At 71.0% G+C, this 20657-nt stretch carries 19 protein-coding genes and 1 pseudogene; 14 read left to right on the top strand and 6 right to left on the bottom strand.

All coding sequences use genetic code 11. The features are described 5' to 3' along the window. Window positions 1-86 precede the first annotated feature (86 nt). Window positions 87-470, top strand: a complete 384-nt coding sequence (locus tag ACFTZL_RS10245) for a winged helix-turn-helix transcriptional regulator (RefSeq protein ID WP_382580093.1) — start codon at window positions 87-89, stop codon at window positions 468-470. A gap of 34 nt (window positions 471-504) precedes the next feature. On the opposite strand, the gene ACFTZL_RS10240 is transcribed toward ACFTZL_RS10245, so the two are convergent. From ACFTZL_RS10240 to ACFTZL_RS10220, 5 genes are all read right to left on the bottom strand, one after another. Continuing rightward, a complete protein-coding gene (locus tag ACFTZL_RS10240) occupies window positions 505-1584 on the bottom strand; it encodes a 2-oxoacid:ferredoxin oxidoreductase subunit beta (RefSeq protein ID WP_382580092.1) in 1080 nt (359 codons plus the stop codon). Beyond that, the gene (locus tag ACFTZL_RS10235) at window positions 1577-3505 is read right to left on the bottom strand and encodes a 2-oxoacid:acceptor oxidoreductase subunit alpha (RefSeq protein WP_382580091.1); all 1929 of its coding nucleotides are present in this window, start codon (window positions 3503-3505) and stop codon (window positions 1577-1579) included. The genes ACFTZL_RS10240 and ACFTZL_RS10235 overlap by 8 nt, the downstream gene beginning before the upstream one ends. Before the next feature lie 149 nt (window positions 3506-3654). Further along, window positions 3655-4314 (bottom strand): LuxR C-terminal-related transcriptional regulator, encoded by a 660-nt coding sequence (locus ACFTZL_RS10230; RefSeq protein WP_382580102.1) that lies wholly within the window; start codon window positions 4312-4314, stop codon window positions 3655-3657. 242 nt (window positions 4315-4556) lie between these two features. Further along, window positions 4557-5921, bottom strand: a complete 1365-nt coding sequence (locus tag ACFTZL_RS10225; protein ID WP_382580090.1) for a sensor histidine kinase — start codon at window positions 5919-5921, stop codon at window positions 4557-4559. A gap of 153 nt (window positions 5922-6074) precedes the next feature. Then, window positions 6075-7316 carry a sensor histidine kinase gene (locus tag ACFTZL_RS10220; RefSeq protein WP_382580089.1) on the bottom strand — a complete coding sequence of 414 codons (1242 nt, stop codon included), beginning with the start codon at window positions 7314-7316 and terminating at the stop codon, window positions 6075-6077. Window positions 7317-7539: 223 nt separating this feature from the next. On the opposite strand from ACFTZL_RS10220, the gene ACFTZL_RS10215 reads away from it, so the two are divergent. The 12 genes from ACFTZL_RS10215 to ACFTZL_RS10160 all read left to right on the top strand — a co-directional run bounded on the left by ACFTZL_RS10215 (window position 7540) and on the right by ACFTZL_RS10160 (window position 19651). After that, entirely contained in the window at window positions 7540-7947 is a 408-nt protein-coding gene (locus tag ACFTZL_RS10215; protein ID WP_030234112.1) for an NADH-quinone oxidoreductase subunit A, read from the top strand. Continuing rightward, on the top strand, window positions 7938-8573 hold the full coding sequence (locus ACFTZL_RS10210; protein WP_382580088.1) for an NADH-quinone oxidoreductase subunit B: 636 nt from the start codon (window positions 7938-7940) through the stop codon (window positions 8571-8573). The genes ACFTZL_RS10215 and ACFTZL_RS10210 overlap by 10 nt, the downstream gene beginning before the upstream one ends. Next, entirely contained in the window at window positions 8570-10375 is a 1806-nt protein-coding gene (locus ACFTZL_RS10205) for an NADH-quinone oxidoreductase subunit C (protein WP_382580087.1), read from the top strand. Before ACFTZL_RS10210 ends, ACFTZL_RS10205 begins: the two co-directional genes overlap by 4 nt. Further along, window positions 10372-11340 (top strand): NADH-quinone oxidoreductase subunit H, encoded by a 969-nt coding sequence (locus tag ACFTZL_RS10200; RefSeq protein WP_382580086.1) that lies wholly within the window; start codon window positions 10372-10374, stop codon window positions 11338-11340. The genes ACFTZL_RS10205 and ACFTZL_RS10200 overlap by 4 nt, the downstream gene beginning before the upstream one ends. Window positions 11341-11342: 2 nt before the next feature. After that, the gene (locus ACFTZL_RS10195) at window positions 11343-12005 is read left to right on the top strand and encodes a NuoI/complex I 23 kDa subunit family protein (RefSeq protein WP_382580085.1); all 663 of its coding nucleotides are present in this window, start codon (window positions 11343-11345) and stop codon (window positions 12003-12005) included. Then, window positions 12002-12676 carry an NADH-quinone oxidoreductase subunit J gene (locus tag ACFTZL_RS10190; protein WP_382580084.1) on the top strand — a complete coding sequence of 225 codons (675 nt, stop codon included), beginning with the start codon at window positions 12002-12004 and terminating at the stop codon, window positions 12674-12676. The genes ACFTZL_RS10195 and ACFTZL_RS10190 overlap by 4 nt, the downstream gene beginning before the upstream one ends. Next, window positions 12676-13068 carry an NADH-quinone oxidoreductase subunit NuoK gene (gene nuoK, locus ACFTZL_RS10185; protein ID WP_382580083.1) on the top strand — a complete coding sequence of 131 codons (393 nt, stop codon included), beginning with the start codon at window positions 12676-12678 and terminating at the stop codon, window positions 13066-13068. The genes ACFTZL_RS10190 and nuoK overlap by 1 nt, the downstream gene beginning before the upstream one ends. Continuing rightward, entirely contained in the window at window positions 13065-15059 is a 1995-nt protein-coding gene (locus ACFTZL_RS10180; protein WP_382580082.1) for an NADH-quinone oxidoreductase subunit L, read from the top strand. Before nuoK ends, ACFTZL_RS10180 begins: the two co-directional genes overlap by 4 nt. A gap of 6 nt (window positions 15060-15065) precedes the next feature. Further along, window positions 15066-16640 carry a NuoM family protein gene (locus tag ACFTZL_RS10175; RefSeq protein WP_382580081.1) on the top strand — a complete coding sequence of 525 codons (1575 nt, stop codon included), beginning with the start codon at window positions 15066-15068 and terminating at the stop codon, window positions 16638-16640. Next, entirely contained in the window at window positions 16637-18160 is a 1524-nt protein-coding gene (locus ACFTZL_RS10170; protein ID WP_382580080.1) for an NADH-quinone oxidoreductase subunit N, read from the top strand. Before ACFTZL_RS10175 ends, ACFTZL_RS10170 begins: the two co-directional genes overlap by 4 nt. 238 nt (window positions 18161-18398) lie before the next feature. Next, window positions 18399-19262 carry a zinc metalloprotease HtpX gene (gene htpX, locus ACFTZL_RS10165; RefSeq protein ID WP_382489286.1) on the top strand — a complete coding sequence of 288 codons (864 nt, stop codon included), beginning with the start codon at window positions 18399-18401 and terminating at the stop codon, window positions 19260-19262. Beyond that, window positions 19259-19651, top strand: coding sequence for a YccF domain-containing protein (locus ACFTZL_RS10160; RefSeq protein ID WP_376386682.1), 393 nt, complete (start codon window positions 19259-19261; stop codon window positions 19649-19651). Before htpX ends, ACFTZL_RS10160 begins: the two co-directional genes overlap by 4 nt. 110 nt (window positions 19652-19761) lie before the next feature. Here ACFTZL_RS10160 and ACFTZL_RS10155 read toward each other — a convergent pair. Continuing rightward, window positions 19762-20161 (bottom strand): annotated as a pseudogene (locus ACFTZL_RS10155) (amino acid permease); the annotation flags it as partial. A gap of 193 nt (window positions 20162-20354) precedes the next feature. On the opposite strand from ACFTZL_RS10155, the gene ACFTZL_RS10150 reads away from it, so the two are divergent. Beyond that, window positions 20355-20621: a GlsB/YeaQ/YmgE family stress response membrane protein gene (locus ACFTZL_RS10150; RefSeq protein ID WP_382580079.1), complete on the top strand. Its 267-nt coding sequence runs from the start codon at window positions 20355-20357 to the stop codon at window positions 20619-20621. The last annotated feature ends 36 nt before the right edge of the window (window positions 20622-20657 follow it).

Here is a 20657-nt window from a genome sequence, read left to right as displayed (position 1 = left end):
TGACTCTCCTTGTGGGGTGCGGTGGCACTAACCCTAGGAGAAGCGCTAACTGTTCGAAAGTACCCACTTTGAAGTAAGGTACCGGCATGGCAGTAAGTGATGGCGAGGCCCTGTGCCCGTACCGGCTCGTCCTGGAACACGTCACCAGCCGCTGGGGCGTGCTCGTCCTGATCGAGCTGCTGGACCGCCCGTACCGGTTCAGTGAGCTGCGCCGGGCGATCAGTCAGTACAACGGCCGGGGCGTCAGCGAGAAGATGCTCACGCAGACGCTCCAGACCCTGGAGCGCGACGGCCTCGTCGACCGCGACGCCAAGCCGGTGATCCCGCCCCGCGTCGACTACTCCCTCAGCGACCTGGGCCGCGAGGCCGCCGAGCAGGTCAAGGCCCTCGCACAGTGGACCCACCAGCGCATGGACGACGTGGAGAAGGCCCGCCTGACCTACGACGAGACCCGGGCCGCCGCCTCCTAGCGGTCGTCCCGGGCCCCGGTGCTCCCCGAGCGGCTCAGCCGACGACCGTCCAGGTGTCCCCGCCCGCCAGCAGCGCGCCCAGGTCGCCCTTGCCGTGCTGCTCGATCGCGGTGTCGAGCTGGTCGGCCATCTGCGTGTCGTAGACGGGCCGGTCGACCGAGCGGAGGACACCGATGGGGGTGTGGTGCAGCGTGTCCGGATCGGCGAGTCGGGACAGCGCGAACGCCGTGGTCGGGGACGAGGAGTGCGCGTCGTGGACGAGCACCTGGTCCTCGTTGTCCGGCGTCACCGCGACGACCTTCAGATCCCCGGTCAGCCGGTCCCGGACGACCCCCTTGGCCAGGTCGCCGCCGAAGCGGATCGGCTTCCCGTGCTCCAGCCGGATCACGGCCTCCTCGGCCTGCTGTCTGTCCTTGAGGGCCTCGAACGCGTTGTCGTTGAAGATGTTGCAGTTCTGGTAGATCTCGATCAGGGCCGTGCCCTGGTGGGTGGCGGCCTGGCGCAGCACCTCCGTCAGGTGCTTGCGGTCGGAGTCGACCGTCCGCGCCACGAACGACGCCTCCGCGCCGATCGCCAGCGACACCGGGTTGAAGGGCGCGTCCAGCGAGCCCATCGGCGTCGACTTGGTGATCTTCCCGACCTCGGAGGTCGGCGAGTACTGGCCCTTGGTCAGACCGTAGATCCGGTTGTTGAACAGCAGGATCTTGAGGTTGACGTTACGGCGCAGCGCGTGGATCAGGTGGTTGCCGCCGATGGACAGCGCGTCGCCGTCACCGGTGACGACCCACACCGACAGATCGCGGCGCGAACTCGCCAGACCCGTGGCGATGGCCGGGGCGCGGCCGTGGATGGAGTGCATCCCGTACGTGTTCATGTAGTACGGGAACCGGGAGGAGCAGCCGATGCCCGAGACGAAGACGATGTTCTCCTTCGCCAGGCCCAGCTCGGGCATGAAGCCCTGCACCGCCGCGAGGATGGCGTAGTCGCCGCAGCCGGGGCACCAGCGGACTTCCTGATCGGACTTGAAGTCCTTCATCGACTGCCTGCCCTCGGCCTTGGGGACGAGGGAAAGCGCTTCGACGGTGCCCGTGCCGTGCGTGGACGTCTCAGCCATCGATGGCCTCCTTCAGAGCCGTGGCGAGCTGCTCCGCCTTGAACGGCATGCCGTTGACCTGGTTGTACGACTGCGCGCCGACCAGGTACTTCGCCCGGATGAGCGTGGCGAGCTGCCCGAGGTTCATCTCGGGCACCACCACCTTGTCGTAGCGCTCGAGAACCGCGCCGAGGTTCTTCGGGAAGGGGTTGAGATGGCGCAGATGCGCCTGTGCGACGGACTCCCCGGCTCTGCGCAGCCGCCGCACCGCCGCCGTGATCGGCCCGTACGTCGAACCCCAGCCCAGCACCAGCGTCCGCGCCTCGTGCGGATCGTCCACCTCGAGATCCGGGACGTCGATGCCGTCGATCTTGGCCTGCCGGGTGCGGACCATGAAGTCGTGGTTGGCCGGCGAGTAGGAGATGTTGCCGGTGCCGTCCTCCTTCTCGATGCCGCCGATCCGGTGCTCCAGACCCGGCGTGCCCGGGATCGCCCACGGCCGGGCCAGCGTCTGCGGGTCGCGCTTGTAGGGCCAGAACACCTCGGAGCCGTCCTCCAGGGTGTGGTTCGGGCCCTGCGCGAACTGCACCCGCAGGTCGGGCAGCTCGTCCAGGTCCGGGATCCGCCAGGGCTCGGAGCCGTTGGCCAGATAGCCGTCGGAGAGGAGGAAGACCGGCGTGCGGTACGTCAGCGCGATCCGCGCCGCCTCCAGGGCCGCGTCGAAGCAGTCCCCCGGGGTGCACGGCGCGACGATCGGCACCGGGGCCTCGCCGTTGCGCCCGTACATCGCCTGGAGCAGGTCCGCCTGCTCGGTCTTGGTGGGCAGACCGGTCGACGGCCCGCCGCGCTGGATGTCCACGACCAGCAGCGGCAGCTCCAGCGAGACCGCGAGGCCGATGGTCTCCGACTTCAGTGCCACCCCGGGACCACTCGTCGTGGTCACGGCCAGCGAACCACCGAAGGCCGCGCCCAGCGCGGCCCCGATACCGGCGATCTCGTCCTCGGCCTGGAAGGTCCGCACGCCGAAGTTCTTGTGTTTGGACAGCTCGTGCAGGATGTCCGACGCCGGAGTGATCGGGTACGACCCCAGATACAGCGGCAGATCCGCCTGCCGGCTCGCGGCGACCAGGCCGTACGACAGGGCGAGGTTGCCGGAGATGTTGCGGTAGACGCCCGGCGGGAACGCCGTGGCCGCCGGGGCGACCTCGTAGGAGACGGCGAAGTCCTCGGTGGTCTCGCCGAAGTTCCAGCCCGCCCGGAACGCGGCGATGTTGGCCGCCGCGATATCGGGTTTCTTGGCGAACTTGGACTTGAGGAACTTCTCCGTGCCCTCGGTGGGCCGGTGGTACATCCAGCTCAGCAGGCCCAGCGCGAACATGTTCTTGCTGCGCTCGGCCTCCTTGCGGCTGAGGTCGAACTCCTTCAGCGCCTCCACGGTGAGCGTGGTCAGCGGCACCGGGTGCAGGTGGTAGCCGTCCAGCGACCCGTCCTCCAGGGGACTGGTCTCGTAGCCGACCTTCTGCATGGCCCGTTTGGTGAACTCGTCCGTGTTGACAATCACCTCGGCGCCGCGCGGCAGGTCGCCGATGTTCGCCTTCAGCGCGGCCGGGTTCATCGCCACCAGCACGTTCGGCGCGTCACCGGGCGTGAGGATGTCGTGGTCGGCGAAGTGCAACTGGAAGGACGACACACCCGGCAGGGTCCCGGCGGGCGCCCGGATCTCGGCCGGGAAGTTCGGCAGCGTCGACAGGTCGTTGCCGAACGACGCGGTCTCCGAGGTGAAGCGGTCACCGGTGAGCTGCATACCGTCACCCGAGTCCCCCGCGAACCTGATGATCACCCGGTCGAGACGGCGGACGCCCTTCGCGCCCCCCGCTTTGCGCTGCTCTCCTACGACTGGTCCGTCGGCCTGCTCCGCTGGGCTACTGACCTGGCTGGTCACTGAACTGGACCTCCCTCGAGGCGGCTGTCCCGGACAGGCCTTCCCGCAGGCCTCCCAGGATCAACCCTACGACCGTAAGGGTCGCCTTCTTTGTGTCATTCGCATCTTGGACGCGACTTTGGGGTGATCACACACTCCTGCCACGCATGTCAGGAATTGAGGTACGTGAGCACGGCCAGGACCCTGCGGTGGTCCCCGTCGCTCGGCGACAGCCCCAGCTTCAGGAAGATGTTGCTGACGTGCTTCTCGACCGCTCCGTCGCTGACCACGAGCTGCCGGGCGATCGCCGAGTTCGTCCGCCCCTCGGCCATCAGCCCCAGCACCTCCCGCTCCCGCGGCGTGAGCCCCGCGAGCACGTCCTGCTTACGGCTGCGGCCCAGTAGCTGAGCGACCACCTCCGGGTCGAGGGCTGTACCGCCGTCGGCCACCCGCACCACCGCGTCCACGAACTCACGGACCTCGGCCACCCGGTCCTTCAGCAGATAGCCGACGCCCCGGCTGGAGCCCGCGAGCAGCTCCGTGGCGTAGCGCTCCTCCACGTACTGCGACAGCACCAGCACACCGAGCCCCGGGTGGGCCTTGCGCAACTGCACCGCCGCCCGCACCCCCTCGTCGGTGTGCGTCGGCGGCATCCGCACATCGGCCACCACGACATCCGGCAGCTCGCCCTGCGCGTCCAGCTCGGTGATGGTCTTGATCAGTGCCTCGCCGTCACCCACCCCGGCGACGACCTCGTGCCCGCGGTCGGTCAGCAGCCGGGTCAGGCCCTCCCTGAGCAGCACTGAATCCTCGGCGATGACCACCCGCACCCTGTCCTCCACGATGTTTCGGCCCCCCACAGCCCCGTTGCCGCCCGTCCGCAGCCCACAACGGCTCCGCGCCCACCCGTGCGACGGGTCCAGCATTTCAGGATCGGGGGGCGGATGGGGGGTAGGACCGGCTTCTTGTCCGACCGAATCGGGGAGGGGGGCTCACTTGTGATCCGGGCGGCGGAACGGGCGAAGGCCGCGGCCGGCGGGCGGAGCCCACTGCCACGGCCCCCGACCGGAGGTCACCGCACGTACGCGCCCCGCCACGGCAACTCCGCGGTCACCCGGGTCGGCCCGCCCGCCGGCGAGTCCACCACCAGGATCCCGTCCACCGCGCCGAGCCGTTCCGCCAGCCCCGCGAGGCCGGAGCCCTGGGACACGTCGGCCCCGCCCGCACCGTTGTCCACGACCTGCAGCATCAGCCGGTTCTCCGTCCGCCAGACCTCCACGCCCGCCCAGGTCGCCCGCGCGTGCTTGCTGACGTTCTGCAGCAGCTCCGACACCGTGAAGTACGCGATCCCCTCGATCGCCGGCGCCGGCCGCTCCGCCAGATCGACCTCGACCCGCACCGGCACCGTGCACCGCGAGGCCACCGCCGACAGCGCCGCGTCCAGCCCCCGGTCCGTCAGCACCGCGGGGTGGATCCCCCGGGCCAGGTCCCGCAGCTCCTGCAGCGCCGTCTTCACCTCGCCGTGCGCCTCGTCCACCATCCGCGCGGCCGCCTCCGGATCCTCCTGGAGCTTCTCCTTCGCCAGCCCCAGATCCATGGCCAGTGCCACCAGCCGGGCCTGCGCCCCGTCGTGCAGATCCCGCTCGATGCGCCGCAGGTCGGCCGCCGCCGTGTCGACCACGACCCCCCGGTCCGACTCCAGCTCCACCACCCGCGAGGCCAGCCGCGACGGCCCCAGCAGCCCGTGCACCAGCAGCCGGTCCACCATCGTCAGCGCCCGCAGGATCCAGGGCACGGCGATCGTGAACAGCAGACCCACCAGCGCGGTCATCGTGATCTCGAAGGGGTTGTCGAGGTAGATCCGGTGCGTCTCGTCGCCGTACAACTGCACCCCGTCCTGGCCGGCGTACACCGGGAACACCCAGAACCACAGCGGGTACGTCAGCAGTCCCCAGCCCAGCACCCACACGTTCACGGCGACGGCGAACGAGAACACCGCCCAGGGGAGCTGCAGCAGCGCGTACAGCAGGGCCCGCCACGAGGCGCCGCTCTTGAGGACGGCACCCATCCACGCCATGGCGCCCGGCTTCTTCATCCGCAGCGGCTCCGGCTCGGCCACCTCCAGGTCCAGCAGCGCCCGCGCCCGGAACCGCTCCACCGCCCCGAAGCCGCGGCACCCGGCGAGCGCCGCCGCCAGCACCGGCACACCGAGGAACGTCACCAGCAGCCCCGCCCCCAGCGACACCATCGTGACCGCGTAGACGAACAGCAGGATGCTGATCGGCAGGCTGAGCAGCACATGGCCGAGTTCGCGCCAGGTGCGGCCCTCGACCGGCGCCCGCAGCGCGACGGGCAGCCGGTGCCTCCGTCGTTCGGTGCTCCGGGGGTACCCGGGCCCGTCGTCGAGCCCGTATCCCTGTCCGTACTCCGTGGCCATCGGCGTCGTCCTTCTCCTCGTCCTGCGGCTGTGCTCCCGATACCTCCACCCTGCTCCGCCGCAGGTCGGCGGACCATGGAGTCCGTCGGCGTCTTGGACGGGGGGTTTTCCCTACCTCCGGCCCAGCGGTTTCCCGGACCAGGGGCTTCCGGCCTAGTGGCTTCCGGCCTGGCGGCTGTCGGTGCCCGCGTCGGAGGCGTCCGTGCGGTCGCGCCACGGCAGTTCAGCCGTGACCGTCGTCGGGCCGCCCTCGGGCGACTCCAGGACGAACAGGCCGTCCACCGCGCCCAGCCGGTCGGCCAGGCCCTTCATCCCCGTACCGCCCTCGAGACTCGCGCCCCCGCGGCCGTCGTCCCACACCTGTATGAGCAGCCGGTCGGCCGACCGCCAGACATCCACCGACGCCGACCTCGCGCGGCTGTGCTTGCTGACGTTCTGCAGCAGCTCCGAGACGGTGAAGTAGGCGATGCCCTCGATGGCCGCGGCCGGCCGCGCGGGCAGGTCGGCCGTCACCTTCACCGGGACCGTGCAGCGCGAGGCGACCGACGACAGGGCCGCGTCCAGGCCGCGGTCGGTCAGCACCGCCGGATGGATGCCGCGGGCCAGGTCCCGCAGCTCCTGGAGCGCCAGCTTCACCTCGCCGTGCGCCTCCTCGACCATCGCCGCCGCCGCGTCGGGGTCCTCCAGCACCTTCTCCTTGGCCAGGCCGAGACCCATGGCCAGTGCCACCAGCCGGGCCTGGGCCCCGTCGTGCAGATCCCGCTCGATGCGCCGCAGGTCGGCCGCGGCCGTGTCGACCACGACCCCCCGGTCCGACTCCAGCTCGGCGATGCGCCGCTCCAGCTCGTCCGAGGGCGACAGCAGCCCGCGCACCATGGCCCGGTCGGCGTTGGCCAGCCCCCGCGCGATGAACGGCAGCACCGGCCACAGCACGAACAGCGAGGTCAGCATGATGGTGAAGGTGAGGACGCCCCACGGCAGCCGTATGAACTCGTACAGCACCGCACGCCAGCCCACCGGGTCCTTCAGCGACATCCACACCTGCGCGAGGAAGCCGCCCGAGCCGCGCAGCGGCAGCCGGCTCGGCTCGTCCACCCGCACCCCGAGCAGCGCCCTGGCCCTCGCCCGCTCCAGCTTGCCCAATTGCCGTGCGCCCATGAGTCCGGCCGCGAGCAGCGGGAACCCGATCACCGTGACGGTCAGCCAGAAGCTGGTGAACAGCACTGTCATGACGTAGGTGAATCCGAGCAGGGAGAGAGGAAGGTTCGCCAGGAGGTGCGCGATCTCCTTCCAGGTGTGCCGGTCGTAGGCGAACCGGGGCGGTGGCGGGCGGTCGTCCTGCCCGGCCGTCGTCGCGGCCGCCTTCGCACCGGTGGACGGGAAGCGTTCGGTCATACGCGTCAGCGTGCCCGGCCGCGGGCAGCCGCGCCATGAGGTGGACCGCCAGGATCGACTGAGGAAAACCCCACCCCCGCATGCCAGGGCATGACGGGCTGCTTACCCTGCCTTTATCAGGGCCTAGACTCCCGTGCGTACAGATCGTCGAACAGCGGCGTCCGGGTGAACCGGGGGATCGTCGCGGGACCAGGTCCGAGTTTCAAGGGAGCGAGGGACGGACGTGCCGGAACCGACCGTCGTCACCACGACCGTCGTCGCGGCGGACTACTTCCAGTCCTATTCGGTCGTCGGACTGCTCGCCGTCGTCGGCGTGCTGTTCGTCGCCGTCGCCTTCGGGGCCGGCCGCCTGCTGCGGCCCGTGGTCCCCACGCCCGAGAAGCTCCTGACGTACGAATGCGGCGTCGACCCCGTCGGCGAGGGCTGGGCCCATACCCAGGTCCGCTACTACGTCTACGCCTTCCTCTACGTGATCTTCGCCGTCGACTCGATCTTCCTGTTCCCCTGGGCGACCGTCTTCGCCGCCCCCGGCTACGGCGCGGCGACCCTGGTGGAGATGTTCATCTTCCTCGGCTTCCTGGCCGTGGGCCTGCTCTACGCATACAAGAAGGGCGTCCTGGCATGGACGTGACCCCCGACGTGACCCCCGCCGGCCCTGAACCCGTGCTGCTTCCGGAACCGAAGCGGCTCGGCGCCCACGCGCGCCGCGCACCCCAGCCGATGAAGGTGATCCTCAACTGGGGCCGCCGCTACTCGCTCTGGGTCTTCAACTTCGGCCTCGCCTGCTGCGCGATCGAGTTCATCGCCGCGTCGATGGCCCGCCACGACTTCATCCGGCTCGGCGTCATCCCGTTCGCACCGGGCCCGCGCCAGGCCGACCTGATGGTGGTGTCCGGCACGGTCACGGACAAGATGGCGCCGGCCGTGAAGCGCCTCTACGAGCAGATGCCGGAGCCCAAGTACGTCATCTCCTTCGGCGCGTGCAGCAACTGCGGCGGACCGTACTGGGACTCGTACTCCGTCACCAAGGGCGTCGACCAGATCATCCCCGTCGACGTCTACGTCCCCGGCTGCCCGCCCCGTCCCGAGGCGCTGCTCCAGGGCATCCTCAAGCTCCAGGAGAAGATCGCCCGCGAGTCGCTGGGGGAGCGGTACGGCACGGGACACCCCTCGGCGGCGGCGCTGCAGAGCGGCTTGGTGAAGCCACCGTCCTCGGACTCGGCCCCGTCCGACTCCGCGCCCGGGGAGGGACGATGACCACGGTCGGCTGGCTGCCCGCCGCCACCGAGGAACTCTTCGGCCCGGACACCACGGCCGAGGAGTCGTACGAGGTCCTGACGGTCGACGTCCCGCCGGAGACCTGGATCTCCGCCCTGGAGACCGCCCGCGACCGGCTCGGCTGCACCTACTTCGACTGGCTGAGCGCGGTCGACGAGCCGGGCACGGGCTTCCGCGTCACGGCCCACATCGCGGCCCTGTCTCCCCTCCGCCGCCTCCTGCTGCGTACGACGATCCCGCACGAGACCCCCGCCCTGCCCTCCGCGGTCGGTGTCTACGCGGGCGCCGCCTGGCACGAACGCGAGACGCACGAGATGTTCGGCATCGCCTTCGAAGGCCACCCGGCACTCGACCACCTGCTCCTGCCCGACAGCTTCGAAGGCCACCCCCTGCGCAAGGACTTCGTCCTGGCCGCCCGCGTCGCCAAGGCCTGGCCCGGCGCGAAGGAACCCGGAGAGTCGGAACACGGCGGCCCCAAACGCCGCCAGATGCTCCCACCCGGCGTCCCCGACCCCAACGAATGGGGCCCCCTGAAGGGCCAACTCCCCCCGGCCCCCGCCCGCCCTGCCCGCGGCGCGGCCCGCACAGCAGCCGACCGGCCCGTACGGCGGGTACGCACAGCGGGGGAGGGCTCGGCGAGCCAGGCGGCCACCGACGAGACGGCCACTCCGGCTGCGGCTGCGCCGCGCCGTGCGCGTTCGGCGGCGGAGGGCTCGGCCAGCCAGGCCGGTGCCGGTGCCGGTGCCCCGGACACTCCGGCCTCGACTGCGCCGCGCCGTGAACGTACTGCGGGGGAGGGTTCGGCGAGTCAGTCCCCGCCCGGGGAGCCGCCTGCTTCGGCTCCGACGGGTCCGCGCCGCAACCGCACGGCGGCGGAGGGCTCGGCGAGCCAGGCCGCCACCGACGAGGCGGCCACTCCGGCTCCGGCTGCTCCGCGCCGCGCGCGTACGGCGGCGGAGGGCTCGGCCAGTCAGACGGCTGCCGACGAGGGGGCCACTCCGGCTCCGGCTGCTCCGCGCCGCGCGCGTGCGGCGGCGGAAGGCTCGGCCAGCCAGACCGCTGCCGACGAGGGGGCCACTCCGGCTCCGGCTGCGCCGCGCCGCGCGCGTGCGGCGGCGGAAGGCTCGGCCAGCCAGACCGCCGCCGACGAGGGGGCCACTCCCGCCCCAACTGCCCCGCGCCGTGCGCGCTCGGCGGTGGAGGGGTCGGCGAGCCAGACCACGCCCGAGGACAGGTCCCCCTCGTCCCCGGCCGCCCCGCGCCGTACCCGCACCGCCGCGGACGGCTCGGCGAGCCAGACGCCCAGCGGCTCGGAATCCCCTGCCACTGGTCCTGAGTCCCGGACGCCGGGATCCGAGTCCCCGGCGACCGAACCCGAAGCAGCGGCGCCCGGCACCGAGGCGCCGGCCACGGGGCAGTCGGAGTCTCCCGCCGCCGAGGACGAATCCCCGACCCCGTCGGTGGGACCGCGCCGCGCGCGCAGTGCGTCGGAGGGCAGCTCGAGCCAACGCGCCGCGTCCGACCGAGGCGACAGCCAGCCGGACAGGTCTGCCCGCACTCCGCGCAGCTCGGACGCCCCCTGGCACCACGCCCGCCCGGCCTTCGACGAACCGGAACCCGAACCGTCGCCCGAGACCGCGCAGTCGCCGACCCCCGAGCCCTCGGGCGACTCGGAGACCCCCGAGCCCCCAGAGAGCACAGAGAGCACAGAGAGCACAGAGAGCACAGAGAGCACAGAGCCCACGGACAACCCCGAAGACCCCACAGGAGGCACGCGGTGAACGACGCGCTCGACGTCACCCTGCGACTCCTGGTCGTCTTCGTCGTCTTCCTCACCTTCCCCCTGATCATCGGCCAGACCGAACACAAGGTCATGGCCCACATGCAGGGCCGCCTCGGCCCCATGTACGCCGGCGGCTTCCACGGCTGGGCCCAGCTGATCGCCGACGGCGTGAAGTTCGCGCAGAAGGAGGACGTCGTCCCCGCGGGCGCGGACCGCCGTATCTTCCAACTGGCCCCCGCCGTAGCCCTGCTGCCGTACCTCCTCGTCCTGCTCGCCATCCCCATCGGCCCGGACGAGGGAGCCGTCGGCCAGGTCATCGACGCGGGCGTCTTCTTCGTCCTGGCCGTCATGGGCGTCGGCGTCCTCGGCTCACTCATGGCCGGCTGGGCGTCCGCCAACAAGTTCTCCCTCCTCGGCGGCCTCCGCACCGCCGCCCAGCTCCTCGCCTACGAACTGCCGATGCTCCTGACCGCCGCCTCGGTCGCGATGGCGGCCGGCACGGTCTCGCTCCCCGGCATCCTCGACGCCTTCGAGTGGTGGTGGCTGCCCTGGCAGATCGTCGGCGCGATCGTCTTCTTCGTGGCCGGCCTCGCCGAACTCCAGCGCCCGCCCTTCGACATGCCCGTCGCCGACTCGGAGATCATCTTCGGCGCGTACACCGAGTACACCGGCCTCCGCTTCGCCCTCTTCCTCCTCGCCGAGTACGCGGGAATCGTCGTCCTGTGCGGTCTGACCACCGTCCTCTTCCTGGGCGGCTGGCACGGCCCCTGGGGCGCCGACGGCCTCGGCTGGGTCTGGACCCTGCTGAAGACCGCCGTCCTCGCCTTCCTCGTGATCTGGCTGCGCGTCACCTACCCGCGCCTGCGCGAGGACCAACTCCAGAAGCTCGCCTGGACCCTCCTCGTCCCCCTGTCCCTCGCCCAGATCGCCCTCACCGGCGTCGTCAAGGTGGTGATCCAGTAACCATGGCCCCCATCCCCGGCTCCGGCCTGGCCAAGGGCCTGGCCGTCACCCTCCGCACGATGACGAAGAAGTCCGTCACCGCGCAGTACCCGGACGCCCAGCCCGACCTCCCGCCCCGCACCCGCGGTGTGATCGGCCTGTTCGAGGAGAACTGCACGGTCTGCATGCTGTGCGCCCGCGAGTGCCCGGACTGGTGCATCTACATCGACTCCCACAAGGAGACGGTCCCGGCGGCGACCCCCGGCGGCCGCGAACGCAGCCGCAACGTCCTCGACCGCTTCGCCATCGACTTCGCCCTGTGCATGTACTGCGGTATCTGCATCGAGGTCTGTCCTTTCGATGCCCTGTTCTGGTCCCCGGAGTTCGAGTACGCCGAGACCGACATCCACGACCTCACCCACGAACGCGACAAGCTCCGCGAGTGGATGTGGACCGTCCCGGCCCCGCCGGCCCTCGACCCCGCAGCGGAGGAGCCGAAGGAAGTCGCCACCGCCCGCAAGACCGCCGAGAAACTCGCGGCCCAGCAGCAGCCCGCGCCCACCGAGTCCGCCGCCGACGAGCAGGTCCGGGCGGCGGAAGCCCCCACCCGCCCGGCAGGCGACTCCCGGCAGCAGACCGACCAGCCGAGGCAGCGGCCCGCGGACCGGCAGGAGGGACAGGAATGACCCTGGCCGCAGCCGCCACGACGGCGGCACAAGCCACCACCACGGCAGCGCACGCCACCACCACGGCCGCCGAAAGCCACGGCTTCCTCTCCCCGACCGGCGTCGAGATCGCCTTCCTCCTCGTCGGCCTGGTCACCTTCGGCGCCGCGCTCGTCACCGTCACCACCCGCCAGCTCGTGCACGCCGCCCTGTGGCTGGTGGTGACCCTCGGCGGCCTGGCCGTCGAGTACCTCCTGCTCACCGCCGAGTTCATCGCCTGGGTGCAGGTCCTCATCTACGTGGGTTCCGTCGTCGTCCTCCTCCTGTTCGGACTGATGCTCACCAAGGCCCCGATCGGCCGCTCCCCGGACGCCGACTCCGGCAACCGCTGGGCCGCCCTCACCGTGGCCCTCGCCGCGGCCGCCGCCCTGGTCTGGGTCGTCGTCGACGCCTTCCGCACGACCTGGATCGACCTGGACGGCCCCGCCGCCGGTTCCACCGAGGCCACCGGCGCGAGCCTTTTCCAGAACTGGGTGCTCCCCTTCGAGGCCCTCTCCGTCCTCCTCCTCGCCGCCCTGGTCGGCGCGATCGTCCTGTCCCGCAAGGCGAAGGCAGACGCGGCGACCGCGCCCGAGAGCGCCCCGGCCGATGGCACCCCGGCCGGCCGGAGCGAGAAGGAAGGCACCCGCTGATGCACCTCGCCTATCCCGCCGTCCTCTCCGCCCTCCTCTTCTGCACAGGCCTCTACGGCGTCCTCGCCCGCCGCAACGCGATCCTGGTCCTGATGTCGGTCGAGCTGATGCTCAACGCCGTCAACCTCAACCTGGTCGCCTTCGACGTCTGGCTCAGCAAGACCGCCGAGGAGACCCTGCACTCCGGCCAGGCCCTGACCCTGTTCACCATCGCCATCGCCGCCGCCGAGATCGGCATCGGCCTGGCGATCGTCCTCGCCGTCCACCGCAACCGTGGCACCGCGGACATCGACAGGCTCCGCGACACCGCCGAAGGGCACGACGGCCCTGACCACGACGCCCTCACGGCCGAGCAGTCCGACGAGGCCCAGAAGGCTGAGGCCACCGCGTGACCACGACCACCCTCGCCGCCCTCGTCCCCCTCCTTCCGTTCCTCGGCGCCGCCGCCGGCCTGCTCCTGGGCCGCACGGCACCCGGCTTCGTCTGCCCGCTCGCCGTCCTGCCGACCCTCGCCTCCCTGGTGCTCGCCGCGCTGGTCGCCGTACGCCAGGGCGGTAATACGGCCGTCAACGCGGCCACGGAACTCACCCCGACCGGCTCGGTCCCGATCGAACTCGCCCTGCACATCGACGGCTTCGCCGCCCTCGTCGCCATCGTGGTCGGCCTCGTCGCCACCTGCGTGCAGATCTACTCGACGGGCTATCTGCGCGACGACCCGCGCTACCCCTCGTACGCCGCTCTCGTCTCCCTGTTCACCTCCGCGATGTTCCTGGTCGTCTACTCCGGCGACCTGATCGTGCTGCTGGTCGGCTGGGAAGTCATGGGCATCTGCTCCTACTTCCTGGTCGGCCACTACTGGGAGACCCCGGAGGCCCGCGCCGCCTCCCTCAAGGCCTTCCTGGTCACCAAGCTCGGCGACGTCCCCTTCCTCATCGGCCTGTTCGCCCTCGCCACCGACGCCGGCTCCTTCCGCATCACGAAGGTCCTCGGCGCCGTCGCGAGCGGTGCGCTCGACCACCCGACGCTGATCGCCCTGCTCCTCCTCGCGGGTGTGGCGGGCAAGTCGGCGCAGTTCCCGCTGCACACCTGGCTCCCCGACGCGATGGCGGGCCCGACCCCCGTCTCCGCGCTGATCCACGCCGCGACGATGGTCGCCGCCGGTGTCTACTTCATCGCCCGTCTCCTCCCGGTCTTCGAGGCCTCCCAGGCCGCGATGGTCGTCCTCGCCGTCATGGCCGCCGTGACGATGGCCGGCTCGGCGCTCGCCGCGCTCGCCCAGGACGACATCAAGCGCGTCCTCGCCTACTCGACGATCGGCCAGCTCGGCTACATGACCGGTGCCCTCGCCGTCGGCGACCGCGGTGCCGCCGTCTTCCACCTCCTGTCCCACGGCGCCTTCAAGGCGCTGCTGTTCCTCGCGGCCGGCGTGATCATCCACGCCGCCGGCACCAACTCGCTCGCTGCCATGTCCCGCATGCGGAACCTGCGCGACCGCGTCCCCGACGCCTTCTGGACGATGACCGTGGCGCTGCTCGCGCTCGCCGCGATCCCGCCCTTCAGCGGCTTCTTCTCCAAGGAGGCCGTCCTCGGCGTCGCCGAGCACGTCGTCACCGGACACACCGAGCACGCCCCCGCCGCCGCGGGCTGGATCGTCCTCGTCGCCGGCCTGCTCACGGCCGTGCTCACCGCCGCCTACGCGACGCGCCTGTGGCTGCTCGCCTTCCGGGGCCGGGGCACCGAAGCCCCCGACCACGGCAAGGAGCCGCTGACGATGACCGTCGTGCTGTGGGTGCTGGCCGTCCCCTCTCTGGCCCTCGGCGGATTCGCGTTCCGCCTGCTGCCCGACTGGTTCGACGGCCGTGACCTCGGCCCGACCCTCACCACCTCCGTGCTCGGCACCGGCGTGGCCCTGGTCGGCGGCATCGTCACCTACGGCGCCTGGCGGCACACCACCGCGCTCGCGGCCCGCGTCCCGCTCGGCGCGGTCGCCGCCCACCCCGAGGGCGACGCCGCCCAGGTCGAGGCGGAAGCCATCGCCAGCCACGAGCCGGCCTACGGCGACATCGCCTACGCGCCCGACCCCGCCGACCCGGGACGGCTCCTGCTCGGCCCCCTGCACCGGCACGCGGCCGCCGGCTTCCACCTGGACGCCGTGTACACGGCCCTCTTCGTCCGCCCGGTCCAGGCCGGAGCGAGCCTCGTCCGGTTCCTCGACCGCGAGGTCGTCGAGACCTATGTACGCGGTGCGGGTGCGCTGCCCCGCTGGCTCGGCGCCGCCGTACGACGCGCCCAGACCGGCAACGTCCAGACCTATGTGAGCGCGCTGCTCGCCGGCACCGTCGTCCTCGCGGTCGCCGCCGTCCTCGTCGCCACGGGAGCGTGAGCAGGCGTGATCGATATCAACGAGTCCGTGATGCAGGTCCTTCTGGCGTTCATCGTCGTCGGCCCGCTCCTCGGTGCCGCCGCGGCTCTCCTGCCGGCTCCGCCCGGGCTGAAGGGGAAGTCACCCGAGCAGGCGGTGCTCCGGCACGGCGTCACCGTCACCGGCGCGGTCCTCATCGCGGCGATCGTCCTCGCGCTCGGCTTCGACCACGACCAGCCGTCGAAGATGCAGGCCAGCACGGACATCAGCTGGATCCCCGCACTCGACGTACGCATCCACCTCGGCATCGACGGCATCTCCCTCCCCCTTCTGGTCCTGACCGCGCTGCTGACCTTCCTCTGCGCGCTCTACTCGTACTTCAAGATGCCCGAAGGCCCGACCCCGAAGGCCTTCGTCGCCCTGCTGCTCGTCCTCGAGTCCGGCACCCTCGCGACCTTCGCCGTCCTCGACCTGCTGCTGTTCTTCCTCGCCTTCGAGATGGTCCTCATCCCGATGTACTTCCTCATCGCCCGCTGGGGCGGTGAGGGCCGGGGCCAGGCCGCCTGGCGGTTCATCCTCTACACGCTGCTCGGCTCCGTGGTCATGCTGCTCGGCCTGCTCCTGATCGGGCTCAAGGCGGGCACGTTCGACATGATGGCACTCGCCACTGACAACGGCCGGTCGCTGACCACATCCGTGCAGGTCATCGCCGTTTTGTCGATCGGGATCGGCCTCGCGGTCAAGACGCCGATGTGGCCGCTGCACAGCTGGCTGCCCGACGCCCACACCGCCGCGCCGACCGTCGGCTCGGTCCTGCTGGCCGGTGTCCTGCTGAAGATGGGTACGTACGGATTCGTCCGGATCCTGCTGCCCATCGCGCCCGACGGCTTCCGCATCTTCGCGCCCTACCTCGCGGCGCTCGCCGTCGTCGGGATCATCTACGGATCCCTGGCCTGCCTGGCCCTCGCCAAGCAGGGCGCGAAGGGCGATCTCAAGCGCCTCATCGCCTATTCGTCCGTCGGTCACATGGGCTTCGTCCTGCTCGGCATCGCCACCATGACCCCGACCGGCGTGAACGGCGCCCTCTTCGCCAACATCGCCCACGGCCTCATCACCGGCCTGCTCTTCTTCCTGGTCGGTGCACTGAAGGACCGCACCGGCACCACCGACCTCGACACCCTCGCCGAGGAGACCGGAGCCGCGCTCTACGGCAAGGCCCCGCGCCTCGGCGGCCTGCTCGCCTTCGCCGCGGTCGCCTCGCTCGGCCTCCCGGGCCTGGCCGGCTTCTGGGGCGAGATGCTGGCCCTGTTCGGCGCCTTCCAGCCCGCCGCAGGCCTCAGCCGACCCGCCTTCCTGACCTTCATGGCGATCGGCGCGTTCGGCACCCTGCTGACGGCCGCGTACCTGCTGATCGTGGTCCGCCGCGTCTGCATGGGCGCCCTGCCCCAGGACGCCCCGAAGCTGACCGACGTGCGCTCGTACGAGTTCGCGGCCTGGACCCCGCTCGTCGCCCTCACCGTCCTCGCGGGCCTGTGGCCCAAGGCACTCCTCGGCCTGAGCGACCCGGCCGTCCAGCAGCTCCTCGCAGGAGGCAACCGATGAGCTCCCCGGCCCAGCCCCTGGCCGCGTCGCTGGTCCAGTCCGTCGACTGGCTCGCGATCGCGCCGCCCACCATCGCGGCGGTCGTCGGACTCGTCGTCCTGGTCGCCGACCTGTTCGTCGCCGAGCACCGGAAGACGCTGCTCGGCTGGACATCGGTGGCGGGCCTGGCCGCCGCCACGCTGATGCTGCTGCCCCTCCTGGACGGCGACCGCAGCACCTTCTGCCTGACCGGCGACGCCACCGTCTGCAGCTACACGGCGGACCGCTTCACCCTGGTCATCCAGTTCCTGGTCCTCGGCGGGGCCCTCCTCACCGCCCTTCTGTCGGTCACCGCCCTGAAGGACGGCCGCAAGGAGCTCCCCGAAGGGGAGTACTGGTTCCTGCTGCTGTCCTCCGCGGCCGGCGCCGCCCTCCTGCCCGCCTCCCGCGACCTCGCGACCCTGATCGTCGCCCTGGAGGTCGCCTCCCTGCCCGCCTTCGCTCTGGTCGGCCTGAAGTACGGCGACCGGAAGTCCTCCGAAGCGGCCCTGAAGTTCTTCCTGTCCTCGGTCACCGCGACCGCGGTCAGCCTCATGGGCATCAGCTTCGTGTACGCCTCCACGGGCACCCTCTACCTCACCCAGGTCGCCGACCGCATCCAGAACGTCGACGGACAGCTCCATACGCTCGCCCAGACCGGCGTCGTCCTCACCCTCGTCGGCTTCGCCTTCAAGACGGCCGCCGTGCCCTTCCACTTCTGGGTGCCCGACACCTACGTGGGGGCGCCCCTGCCGATCGCCGCCTACCTGTCGGTCATCGGCAAGGCGGTCGGCTTCAGCGGCCTGATCCTCGTCACGGTCGTGGCCCTCCCGTCGTACGCCGATCTCTGGGGCCCGGCCCTGGCGGTCCTGGCCGCGCTCACCATGACCGTGGGCAACGTCGGAGCCCTGCGCCAGCAGGCCACGCGCGCGTACAGCGCGGTCCGCCTGCTCGCCTGGTCGTCCGTCGGGCAGGCCGGCTACCTGCTCGTACCGATCGCCGCCGCCGCGTACTCCGGAGACGCCGAGAAGTCGGTCGGCTCCACCGTCGCCTACGCCCTGATGTACGGCGCCGTGAACCTCGGCGCCTTCGCCGTGGCCGCGCTCGTCGGCCGGACGAGGCCCCTCAACCGCGTCGCCGACTACCGCGGCCTGTACGCGTCGAGCCCCCTGTCCGCCCTGCTCCTCGCGTTCTTCCTGCTCTGCCTCGCCGGACTGCCGCCGGGCATCATCGGCCTCTTCGCCAAGGTCACCGTCTTCGCGGCGGCCGTCGACGCGGGTCTCGGCTGGCTGGCCGTGATCATGGCCGTCAACGTCGTCATCGCGCTGTTCTACTACCTCCAGTGGACGACCCTGCTCTTCCGCGCCCCCGAGGGCGAGCCCGAGAAGCACCGCGTCCCCGCCCCGCTCACCGCCGCGATCGCCCTGACCGGTGTCCTCGGCATCGTCCTGTCCGGGGCACCCCAGCTCGTCCTGCGCTTCACCGACACCGCCCTCTTCTGAACGACAGCCGCTTTCGCCACGCGCGCGTGGGGCACCCGCCTCCCCATGCGCGCGTGCCGTTTCCCGGCGCCTTTCACCCGGACGGCCCACACCCGCCGCGGCACGCACAAGGGAACTAGTGCCCTCCGCCTGGCGTTGACCAGTACGGGAGGGTCCACTGGACGTGAAACCACGGCACCAGTGGCACCGCAGATCACCGAGCAAGGGTCCCCCTGCCGCACCACTTGGAGGGCGTACCGTGCACCGCCGGCACAACGGGCTCAGGACCGCAGTCCTCCTCGGGGGACTGTCAGCCCTCATCATCGTCATCGGCAGCTTTTTCGGCCGCATGGGGCTCGTCATCGCCGTCCTGGTAGCGCTGGCCACCAACGCGTACGCCTACTGGAACAGCGACAAGCTGGCACTGCGCGCGATGCGTGCCCGCCCGGTGAGCGAGTTCGAGGCCCCGGGGCTCTACCGCATGGTCCGCGAGCTCTCCACTCAGGCCCGCCAGCCCATGCCGCGTCTGTACATCTCCCCGACGGAGGCGCCCAACGCCTTCGCCACGGGCCGCAACCCGCGCAACGCCGCCGTGTGCTGCACCGAAGGAATCCTGCGCCTCCTGGACGAGCGCGAGCTGCGCGGCGTCATCGGCCACGAGCTCAGCCATGTCTACAACCGCGACATCCTCATCTCGTCGGTCGCCGGTGCCCTCGCCTCCGTGATCATGTTCCTGGTCAACTTCGCCTGGCTGATCCCGATCGGGCGCTCGGACGACGATGACGGCCCCGGCCTGCTCGGCATGCTGCTGATCATGATCCTGGGCCCGCTCGCCGCCTCGCTCATCCAACTGGCCATCAGCCGCTCCCGGGAGTACCAGGCGGACGCCTCCGGCTCCCAGCTCACCGGCGACCCGCTCGCCCTGGCCAGCGCCCTGCGCAAGCTCGAACTCGGCACGAAGCAGCTCCCGCTGCCCCCCGAGCCGCGTATCGAGACCGCCAGTCACATGATGATCGCGAACCCGTTTCGCCCCGGCCAGGGCCTCTCGAAGATGTTCTCCACGCATCCGCCGATGGCGGAACGCATCGCTCGGCTAGAGAAGATGGCAGGTGGGAACCAATGAGGACCATTCTCAACGTCATATGGCTCGTCCTGAGCGGCTTCTGGCTGTTCCTCGCTTATATGCTCGCGGGCCTGCTCCTCTGTATCACCATCATCGGGATCCCGTTCGGCATCGCGGCCTTCCGTATCGGCGTCTACGCCCTGTGGCCCTTCGGGTACACGACGGTGGAGCGCCATGACGCGGGCGCGCCGTCCTGCGTGGGCAACGTGCTGTGGCTGGTGCTCGCGGGCTGGTGGCTGACCCTCGGCCACATCGCCACCGGCATCGCCCTGTGCGTCACGATCATCGGCATCCCGCTCGGCATCGCCAACTTCAAGCTCATCCCGGTCTCACTGCTCCCGCTCGGCCGCGACATCGTCCGTACGGACGAGCCCTTCACGGCTCGCTGACGGCGGGGCGACGCAACCCGGTTTCCACAGGCCAGGGGTTATCCACAGGCCCGCCCGGCTGTCAGCGGCGGCCTGCATGATGAACCCATGACCGCGATCGAGCAGTTGCCGACCCGAGTGACGGCCAAGAGAGCCTGAAGAGCAACAGCCGCGAAGCGTCTGCCCCAACCGCCCCGCAGCCCTACGCGCCATCGCCGCACAGGAGGCCGTCTTCCCGACCACGAACGACCAGCCCGCGAGATACCCCCAGAACTCCCCGAGCCGCTCACGCCCGTAGACGTACGTGCTGCCCGAGGCGGGATACAGGGCGGCGAGGCGAGCCGACGACGTCGCGTTGAAGTAAGCGACCACGGCGGCGACGGCGAGCCCGAGGAGCAGCCCGGACCCGGCCGCGTGCGCCGCCGGCGCGAGGGCGGCGAAGATCCCGGCTCCGATCATCGAGCCGAGTCCGATGACGACGGCGTCCCCCACGCCGAGGGTACGGCGCAGTCCGGAACCGGAGGCTGTCATGCGTCGCACCCTGCTGATCAGTGCAACCGGCGGGCGCCATCAGGGCGTCCTCTCCACCAAGACGGCGTGAAAGCGCGCGGCAAGGACGACGCGCGCGGTACGCCCGACGTACGACGCACGGGCACGGCCTGCCGGGAGCAAGATCACATGGCCGGGACAGTGCGGGCACAGCGTGAAAGGGCAGGTTCACGGCATGACCATTATCAGCTGGATCATCCTGGGACTGTTGGCCGGAGCCATCGCGAAGTTCCTGCTGCCGGGGCGCGACCCGGGCGGCCTCATCGGCACGACCCTGATCGGCATCGCGGGCGCGTTCATCGGCGGCTGGATATCGGCCCGCTGGATGGACCACCCGATCACCAAGGACTTCTACGACGGCACGACCTGGGCCGCGGCGATCGGCGGATCGTTCGTCCTCCTGGTCGCCTACCGCCTCCTGTTCGGCAACTCGCGCAACTGAGCGCGCACACCGACCGCAGCCGGCAGGCGAGAAGGG

This window comes from Streptomyces sp. NPDC056948, assembly GCF_042674225.1.
In the GTDB taxonomy this organism is placed as follows: domain Bacteria; phylum Actinomycetota; class Actinomycetes; order Streptomycetales; family Streptomycetaceae; genus Streptomyces; species Streptomyces purpurascens.
Note: the sequence above shows the minus strand (reverse complement) of the source record. Positions and strands in the feature narration are given on the sequence as shown.